The sequence below is a fragment of the Streptomyces sp. genome (assembly GCF_019510245.1).
Classification (GTDB): domain Bacteria; phylum Actinomycetota; class Actinomycetes; order Streptomycetales; family Streptomycetaceae; genus Streptomyces.
In genome coordinates this window covers 1-6,871 of sequence record NZ_JAEKKT010000021.1, presented here as the reverse complement: position 1 = coordinate 6,871, position 6,871 = coordinate 1, and the positions used below count along the sequence as shown (strand labels likewise).

The following is a 6,871-nucleotide window of genomic DNA, read 5'->3' as shown; positions in this document are numbered from 1 at the left end:
CACGCGCGACCGCCAGCAGCCCGTCGACCAGCCGGGACAACCGTGCGATCTCCTCCTGCGCGGCGCCCAGCTCCGCCGCGGTGACACCCTCGGCACCGGCGGCCAGGACATCGAGGCGCAGCCGCAGCGCGGTCAGCGGGGTGCGCAGCTGGTGGGACACATCCGCGATCACCGCCCGGTGGCCATGAACCAGGGCTTCCGTGCGGGCCGCCATGGTGTTGAAGGTGGCGGCCAGCCGACGCACCTCCGGCGGACCCGCCCCGACATCGGCCCGCTCGTCGAGGACACCCTCACCCAGTCGCCGGGCGCTGACGTCCAGCGTCGACAACGGACGGCTGACCCAACGGGCCAAGCGCACGGACAGCAGCGCAGACGCGGCCAGCCCGGCGATGCCGATCGCGGCGGACCAGCCCCAAATAGCCGCGATACGGGTGTCCAGCGGGCCGGCGGAGCGGGCCAGAACGACGGCTCCAGCGGGCCGGTGCACCTCTCCGGCCGGTTCCGCGGCCACAAGCCGTCCCTCGTTCTCCGGTGGCTCCGGCTCGTGCCCGGCCAGCACGTCCTTCACCAGTTCCGCCGCCTCCTCACCCTGGGCCGCCGTACAGGACGTACTGGCCACCACGCGCCCGGAGGTGTCGTACACCGCGGCGCAGTCCCCGGCCCGCGCTGCGGCCTCCAGCTCCTGGCGCATCACGGTCGGCGGCTTGTTGTCGGAGAGATGCTCCTCGGCCGCCGCGGCGACCACCCGTGTGGCAGCCCGCTGGCTGTCGCGGTAGGCGACGCGCTCGCGCGCCGTCAACGACACCGCCAGCGGTACCACCGCCAGCACCAACAGCACGGACGTGAGGACCAGGAGCGTCCAGGTGATCCGGCGCGTCACTGCTGCTCCTGCGACTCCTGGACCGTCCCGAGCCGGAAGCCCTGCCCGTAGACCGTCTCGATCAGCCCCGGCATGCCGAGCTTGCGGCGCAACGCGGCCACGTGCACGTCCAGCACCTTCGTCGGCCCGTACCAGTGGGCGTCCCACGCCCGCTCCAGGATCTGCTGACGGGTCACCACCCTGCCGGGGTCCGCGGCCAGGCACTCCAGGATGCCGAATTCCTTCGGCGTCAGCGCGACCGCACATCCGTCGACCGAGACCTGCCGGGTTCGCAGGTCCAGCGCCAGCGGCCCGTGCCGCAGGATCTCCGGCTCCGCAGGACGCCTGCGGCGCAGCACGGCCCGCATCCGCGCCAGCAGCTCGGCCAGCCCGAAAGGCTTGACCAGGTAGTCGTCGGCACCCTCGTCCAGGGCCACCACCCGGTCGGCCTCCTCACCCCGAGCGGTCACCGCGATGATCGCGGCATCCGACCGGGCACGCAGCCGCCGGCACACCTCGACGCCGTCGATGTCCGGCAGCCCCAGATCCAGCAGGACGACGTCGGGCGTGGGCGCCGACAGCGCCGCCCGCCCGGTCCGGACGCCTTCGGCTCCGTATCCGGCCTGCCGGAGGCCGCGCACCAAGGACTCCGCGATGCCACGGTCGTCCTCCACGACCAGCACCCGCGTCTCCTCGGCATCCCCCCTGGTCTGGGCGTTCATACGGGTCGCCGCCCTCCCGGTTGAGGGGATTTACTGCGCTCACTCCCCCAGAGTGCGTCAGCGCCCTGTGCCGACGGTAGGGCCAACCGTCCCTGTCGATGCGAACAGCACCCACGCCGACCAGACCACGGGCCCCGACAGCCGACGCAGCAGTGAGCGTGCAGGAGACTCCGCCCCATGCACCCCGCCCCGAACCGAATCCCCTTCAACACGCTGAACTTGACGGGGAAACGACTGCGTGCCGTGCCCACGCCTGGCGGCACCCCTCCCGCGCGGCAGAACTACCTTTCGGCGTGCCGGAGGCGAACCACGGCGCCTGGGAGGATCACGAGGTACAGCTGCCTTCGCCCTCCTCATGTCTCGCGTTCCTTCAACACCTATCCCTTCGCACCTTCTTCGAGGCAACCGCCGAAGGTGACGTGTCCATTCGCGTCCAGCTCTGTCATGTCCCGCTTCACGCCGGGCACGGGCGGGATGTCCCGCTCGGCGGCCGAGGCGTCGACCGGCTCACTGCTGAAGAACCAGAGCGGGCGCTCGGCGAAACCTTGGCGGTACCGCCGGACGAAGCGGCGGGTGTCCTTTGGCATACGTCAGGTCCGCTGATCGAGGTCCGCTCTTCGTGTGACCGGCGCTCGGGTAATCAAGATCTTTAATGAATCGGGGACGATCATCCCCTGTTACGCGGGGGCTGGGCCAGCTAGTTGTTGCGGGACATGGCGTTGGTGACACAGCCAATGCCCGTGAAACCAAGATGCTTCGACGGACATCGGTCGGGTAGCGTGCGGGCCATGTCGAGTCCTGAGTCAGACAAGGTGGGGGCTTTCGGTCACGCCGTCAGCCCCCTGAACCACTGAGCTCGTAGCCCTGTCGTCGCCCCGCTTTTAGCGGTGCGACGAGTGTGCGCTTGGGGCTGGCCGCGGTGACGAGATGACCTTCTCGTGCTTCTCCTCACCTCGGAGCCACTCGATGCCTCTCCCGCTGTACTTGCTTGCCATGGCGGTTTTCGCCATGGGCACCTCGGAATTCATGCTCGCCGGCCTCTTGCCGGACATCGCCTCAGACCTCGATGTCACAGTCGCGACAGCCGGAACGCTCACCTCGGCCTTCGCGGTCGGCATGATCGTCGGTGCCCCACTTGTGGCCGCGCTTGCCCGTGGCTGGCCCCGGCGCGCCAGCCTTCTCGGGTTCGTCCTCGCTTTCGCGGCAGCTCATGCCGTGGGCGCCATGGCCACGAGCTTCCCGGTCCTGTTCGCTACTCGGGTCGTCGCGGCGCTCGCGAACGCAGGGTTCCTTGCCGTCGCTTTGACGGCTGCCGCCACCCTGGTTCCACCCGACAGGAAGGGACGTGCGCTGGCCGTGCTGCTGTCAGGCACGACGGTGGCCACGATCGCCGGTGTCCCCGGCGGCTCGGTGCTCGGCACGTTGCTCGGCTGGCGGGCCACATTCTGGGCTGTCGCCGCTCTCTGCCTGCCGGCAGCTCTCGGCATCCTGAAGGGAATCCCAGCCGGAGGTGATGAAGATGAGGCGACTGGCAGGCCGGCGTTGCGAGCGGAGCTCGCCCAGCTCACCCGGCCACGGTTGATCCTGGTGATGCTGCTCGGTGCGCTGGTGAACGCGGCAACTTTCGCAAGCCTCACCTTCCTCGCCCCCGTGGTGACCGACAGCGCCGGGCTGGGCGAGTTGTGGATCTCGGTTGCTCTGGTGCTCTTCGGCGCCGGTTCCTTCGTGGGCGTCACCGTCGCCGGCCGGCTGTCCGACCGGCGTCCCGGTCCGGTCATCGCAGTCGTCGGCCCGCTGCTGCTCATCGGCTGGCCGGCCCTGGCGATGCTGGCCAACGAGCCGGTCGCCCTGTTCATCCTCGTGTTCGTGCAGGGCGCACTGTCGTTCGCGCTGGGCAGCACGCTGATTACGCGGGTCCTCTACCAGGCAGCGGGAGCCCCCACCATGGCCGGCTCGTATGCGACCGCGGCGCTCAACGTGGGCGCCGCCGTCGGCCCCGTCATTGCTGCGGCCACCCTCAGCACCGAAGCCGGGGACCTCGGGCCGCTCTGGGCAAGCGGACTCCTCGTCGCGGTCGCGCTGCTCGTCGCGTTCCCCCTCCTCAGCGCCATCACGGCCGGCCGGAGCACCGAGGTGCTCCAGTGACACACGCGAACGCCCCCTTGACCATCGAGGGACGCCGAAGGCTCGTGGAACGCTGCCGCACCCGTCCGATCGCGCACGTCGCGGCGGAGGCCGGTGTCTCCCGCGCCTGCCTGTCCAAGTGGAAGAACCGGTACGACACGCACGGCGAACTCGGGCTGCACGATCGCCCAAGCATCCCGCGATCCTCACCCACCCAGACCCCATCCGATGTCGTCGAACGGATCGAGCAGCTGCGGCGGGACAACAAGTGGTCCGCCCGCCGGATCACCCTCGAACTCGCAGGCCAGGGTGTGCAGATCAGCGAGCGCACCGTAGGCAGGTGGCTGGGGCGCCTGGGCATCAACCACCGCCGGTTCCTCGACCCCGACGGCTCGGCCAACAGACGCCCGTCGAAACGGATCGTGGCCCGCTACCCGGGCCACATGGTCCACCTGGACGTCAAGAAGGTCGGACGGATCCCCGACGGCGGCGGGTGGCGGGCCCACGGACGCGGCTCCGAGCAGGCCAAGGCCGCACAGCGCGCGAAGACCGGTGGCGCCAAGAGCCGGTACGTCTACCTGCACTCTGCCGTCGAGGATTCTCCCGCTTGGCCTACACCGAGCCACTTCCCGATGAGAAGGCCGCCACCACCGTGGCGTTCCTCAGCCGCGCCCGCGCGTTCTTCGCTGCCCACGGCATCCACCGGGTCGTGCGCGTGGTCACCGACAACGGCGCAAACTACCGCGCCGCAGTCTTCGAGCGCTCCCTGATCTCGTGGGCCTCCCGCCACCAACGGACCAAGCGTCCCTTCGACTTGTAGGACAAGCTGAAGTGCAGAGAAGTCAGCGCGACCCACCGGGACGGCTCCGGCGGCAGTCCCCTGTGCCAGTGGTGCATGGAGTCGGTGCAGGCAGGCTCGGGATCGACCGTGCGCTTCGTCAACACGCGCGCCTAGGCCCGTCGTTTGGATCATCTGGTAATGGGCCAAGGCTCCTGACTGGAGGGTCGATCGCGGTGCCGATCGCGGCGTACGCGTCGGCGCGGAGGACTTCCGCGAGGGCTCACTGGACCAGTTCGATGTGCGGATGCTCCGGGGACGCAGGGCAGACGTGGAGTTGCAGGCTGTAGGCGCCGGCGATGTCGAGGAGAGTGAAGTTCGAGCGCGGGGTGCCGAGGAGGAGCGGAGTCGGGTTCGTCCGTTCCTCATCGGGCATCCAGCTCTTGCTGCCGGCGTCCCATTCCGAGGACGCGATGGTGAGGAGCGGGGTCGTCTCGGTGCCGCATTCGTGGCACGGGCGGGGCATGGGGTCGGTGAGGCCCCAGCGGGTCCAGCCGCCGGTCTTCCACCCGGGGGCGTGGCACAGGTTGCGGAAGTAGAACTCCTGCGGGTCCAACGCGCCGGTGCTGTCCCACGCGAATCCCGCTGTCTCCCACAGGTTCACGTCGCCCAACTGCTGCTGCAGTTCCTTGCTCAGCTCCAGGGGGCTGGGGTATTCGGTGATCTGTTCCGGTGCGAGCAAGCACGGTTCCGGCAGGTACCAGTCGAACTGGATCACGGGCGGCTCGGGCGGGGCCTCGAGGACATCGGTGACGGAAGCGGAGGAACGCCAGAAGAGGGCAGTTCGGGGGTGTGCAAACTCCTCGTGGTCGCAAGGGCACCACAGGACCTGGAGAAGGTCGACTCCGGGAGGGCTGGCCGGGAGAGGGACATCGCGGGCGTAGAGCTGGGCCACGGGGATCATGGGAATCGGGCCGTCGAACCACGGGTGGCCCTCACGGAGCCGCTGCTCGATCTCCCGTTCCGCGGGCGTGATCACGGGTGCCTCGGGGTCGCGGAGCCGCCGCTCGGCCGCTGCTACACGGATGCGACGCAGGGTCCGGATCTCGTCCGGAGAGTGCATCTCGTCTGCCGCTTCGCTGTCGTGCGGCTCTACGCAGTGGGGCCACGGCTCGTCGGCGGGCCACAGGAGTGGCCCGCCGACGGAACTGTCGCGCACGGTCGGCGACCCCGGCCGCGGGTGCAGCCGGGTCGCCGTGCGCGCCAGCGGGGCCAGTTGAGGAAAGAGCGCGGTGACGTCGAACAGCCGCGGCGGGGTGGTAAAGATGGCGTTCATGGCAGGGATGCTGCCAGCAGCGTCTGACAATGGGCGTACCGATCTACGTCAGCTGCCACCGCACAGCTTCCCTGTGTCAGCAGGCGGACCACAGGAAGATGCCAGCGATGTGGAGTCCGGCCAGCTCTATGGTCGCGGTCTTCTCGTATGTGACTTCGTGAGCTGTCCGGTTGAGGGATCGGCGAGCCGTCGCATCCAGTGGCTGCGGCAGGCTGTGGCCTGTGCGGAGACGTGGTCGGCGGGGTCGGCAAGGCACTGAGCAGGCGGTGGATCGGCCGGCCCGGGTCATCCGTCATGACTTGACCCGCCATCCCGACCGCACTTGGCGCCGCCAGTCCGATGGGCTGACCCCGCGCGCCCGCTTGAACGCCACACTGAATGCGAACGCGTCCTCGTACCCCACCTCGCGCGCCACCGCGGCGACGGTCTCCTCCGTGTCGCGCAGCAGATCAGCCGCCAAGGCCATCCGCCAGCCGGTGAGGTATGTGAGCGGCGGCTCACCGACCGCGCGGGTGAAGCGCGCGGCGAAGGTGGCCCGGGACTGGCCGACCCGCGCGGCCAGCTCGGCGACTGTCCACCGGCGCGCCGGGTCCTCGTGCAGCAGGCGCAGCGCGTCGCCGACGGCCGGGGTCACCAGCGCCCCGTACCAGGAGGGGGGTTCGGCCTGCGGCCGGGCGCACCAGGCGCGCAGCGCCAGGACCAGTACGAGGTCCAGCAGCCGGTTCAGCACGGCGTCTTGGCCGGGCTCATCGTGGGCTACCTCAGCGGCGAGCAGGTCCAGTGCCGCCCGGGTGCGTGGCCCGGCGGGAACGACGGCCAGCGGCGGGAGCATGACCAGCAGGCGCTCGCCCACGTCGCCGCGGAGTTCGTAGGCACCCCGGAGCAGGGTGGTGGCGCCGGGCAGCCCGTCACCGTACGTGCGGGGCGCCAGGTTCTGCTGGGCCGCCGTCCCACTGTCGATGACGTGCTTCCTTCCGCCGCGGATCACCACCTGCGGCGGGGTGTCCGGGGCGTCGGCGATCGTGTACCGGTTGGTGCCGCTGATCAGGGCG

Annotated in this window: 5 protein-coding genes and 2 pseudogenes; 2 read left to right on the top strand and 5 right to left on the bottom strand. The window is 70.0% G+C overall.

The genetic code is table 11. From position 1 onward, the window contains the following. From JF597_RS00610 to JF597_RS00600, 3 genes and pseudogenes are all read right to left on the bottom strand, one after another. Positions 1-880, bottom strand: an 880-nt coding sequence (locus JF597_RS00610) for a HAMP domain-containing sensor histidine kinase (protein ID WP_293986621.1), incomplete at its 3' end; no start/stop codon positions are given. After that, on the bottom strand, positions 877-1,581 hold the full coding sequence (locus JF597_RS00605; RefSeq protein WP_293986619.1) for a response regulator transcription factor: 705 nt from the start codon (positions 1,579-1,581) through the stop codon (positions 877-879). The genes JF597_RS00605 and JF597_RS00610, both read right to left, overlap by 4 nt. 380 nt (positions 1,582-1,961) lie before the next feature. After that, positions 1,962-2,162 (bottom strand): annotated as a pseudogene (locus JF597_RS00600) (flavodoxin); the annotation flags it as partial. A 385-nt stretch (positions 2,163-2,547) separates the two neighbouring features. Here JF597_RS00600 and JF597_RS00595 point away from each other — a divergent pair. Together JF597_RS00595 and JF597_RS00590 are read left to right on the top strand one after the other, a co-directional pair. Beyond that, positions 2,548-3,726 (top strand): Cmx/CmrA family chloramphenicol efflux MFS transporter, encoded by a 1,179-nt coding sequence (locus JF597_RS00595; protein ID WP_293986617.1) that lies wholly within the window; start codon positions 2,548-2,550, stop codon positions 3,724-3,726. Continuing rightward, positions 3,723-4,507: pseudogene (locus tag JF597_RS00590) on the top strand (leucine zipper domain-containing protein); the annotation flags it as partial. The gene JF597_RS00595 and the pseudogene JF597_RS00590, both read left to right, overlap by 4 nt. A 259-nt stretch (positions 4,508-4,766) precedes the next feature. Here JF597_RS00590 and JF597_RS00585 read toward each other — a convergent pair. After that, on the bottom strand, positions 4,767-5,819 hold the full coding sequence (locus tag JF597_RS00585; protein ID WP_293986615.1) for a hypothetical protein: 1,053 nt from the start codon (positions 5,817-5,819) through the stop codon (positions 4,767-4,769). A gap of 292 nt (positions 5,820-6,111) precedes the next feature. Next, positions 6,112-6,871 (bottom strand): AraC family transcriptional regulator (locus JF597_RS00580; protein ID WP_293986613.1); only part of this gene is annotated, 760 nt, incomplete at its 5' end.

Bases quoted from the DNA above. Each gene is read 5' to 3' on its own strand.
- JF597_RS00595 (WP_293986617.1), top strand. From the start codon at position 2,548: ATGCCTCTCCCGCTGTACTTGCTTGCCATGGCGGTTTTCGCCATGGGC.
- JF597_RS00585 (WP_293986615.1), bottom strand. From the start codon at position 5,819: ATGAACGCCATCTTTACCACCCCGCCGCGGCTGTTCGACGTCACCGCG.
- JF597_RS00605 (WP_293986619.1), bottom strand. From the start codon at position 1,581: ATGAACGCCCAGACCAGGGGGGATGCCGAGGAGACGCGGGTGCTGGTC.